This window comes from Clostridium sp. SGI.024 (assembly GCF_050315195.1).
Taxonomy (GTDB): domain Bacteria; phylum Bacillota; class Clostridia; order Clostridiales; family Clostridiaceae; genus Clostridium.
The window spans coordinates 1-1408 of sequence record NZ_JBNPON010000139.1 but is presented as its reverse complement, the minus strand read 5'-3'; the positions used below and the strand labels follow the sequence as shown (position 1 = coordinate 1408).

Sequence of the window (1408 nt, the reverse complement as noted above, 5' to 3'; positions counted from 1 at the left end):
TTTTTTATATGGGGGTATAGCTCAGTTGGGAGAGCACTTGCCTTGCACGCAAGGGGTCAAGGGTTCGAATCCCTTTACCTCCACCAAAGAAGTCATGATTTCATGACTTCTTTTTTTATTTATAAAAATATTAAACTTTGAATAATTTTAAAATAAATATAAGAATGTATTTAATTTTAAAATTATCTTGTTCTACTATAATAGGATATAGATATTATAGTATAGCAACTTATAGCCTTATAGGTCGTAAATAATGTAAATCTATATCCTTTCTTACAATTTGAAATTTGAAAATTTATATGAATTGATAATAAAAATATATAATGTTATTATTTTTATATGTGATAGATACTACTAAAAAATAAGGGTGATTTAATGAGTTTCTATAGAATAAAACAATTTATTTGGGGTTTTATATCATTATTTAAAGAAATAGATTATACATACGTAACTAAATTTCTAAATGAAAATGAAATAAAAATATTTAATACTCTTAAACATAATGATAAACATCATTGTATAAGAGTATGTAAGGATTCAATAAAAATGAGAAATAACTTAAATATAGATGTAGATATGTATAAGCTAGGAAGAGCTGCATTATTACATGATATAGGAAAGGGAAAGATACATTTATCACTATTAGAAAAATCTACGGTTGTATTATTAGATAAGTTAACAAGGGGAAAAATAAAAAAATATGATAATATTAAACAGATAAATGTTTATTATAACCATCCTAATATAGGATTAGGGATTTTAATTAAAAATGGATTTCAGCATGATACAGAATTATTAGATGTAGTTCGATATCACCATAGTAGAAATATAAAGAAAGAAAATAAGATGCTTAATATAATTAAAATTTGTGATGATAAAAATTAATTTTGAGGTGATTTATGAGTTCTAAAAAGAGAAGAGAAGATATTATAAATTTATTAATTAGAAGTAATAGTGCTATTAAAGGAACAGAATTAGCAGCTTTATTTAATGTTACTAGACAAATTATAGTTAAGGATATTGCAATACTAAGAGCAGAGGGGAAAAATATTATCGCAACAACCGATGGATATATATATAATAAGGATATTAATAAAGTTAAGTCTATAATAGCAGTTAATCATAATAGCAGTAAAACTATTGAAGAGTTAGAGATAGTAATAAAATATGGTGGAATCATAGAAGATGTAATTATTGAGCATCCTATTTATGGAGAAATAAGAGCCAATTTAATGATTAAAAATTTAAATGATTTGAATAAATTTGAAAATAAATTCAAAAACAAAAATGTTAAACCTTTATCAGATTTAACTGATGGAATTCATCTTCATACAATAGCTGCAGATAGTCAAGAAGATATACAATGCATAATTAATGAACTAAAAGAAAAGGGATTTTTACTATAAAT

At 23.7% G+C, this 1408-nt stretch carries 2 protein-coding genes and 1 tRNA gene; all 3 read left to right on the top strand.

Annotation, left to right across the window (positions count from 1 at the left end; all coding sequences use genetic code 11):
* The first annotated feature begins 10 nt into the window (after window positions 1-10).
* The 3 genes from ACQRD5_RS17090 to ACQRD5_RS17080 all read left to right on the top strand — a co-directional run bounded on the left by ACQRD5_RS17090 (window position 11) and on the right by ACQRD5_RS17080 (window position 1406).
* Window positions 11-86 (top strand) — tRNA-Ala (locus ACQRD5_RS17090).
* A 289-nt stretch (window positions 87-375) separates the two neighbouring features.
* Window positions 376-885, top strand: a complete 510-nt coding sequence (locus ACQRD5_RS17085) for an HD domain-containing protein (protein ID WP_294189619.1) — start codon at window positions 376-378, stop codon at window positions 883-885.
* Window positions 886-899: 14 nt separating this feature from the next.
* Window positions 900-1406 carry a transcription repressor NadR gene (locus ACQRD5_RS17080; protein WP_294364438.1) on the top strand — a complete coding sequence of 169 codons (507 nt, stop codon included), beginning with the start codon at window positions 900-902 and terminating at the stop codon, window positions 1404-1406.
* The last annotated feature ends 2 nt before the right edge of the window (window positions 1407-1408 follow it).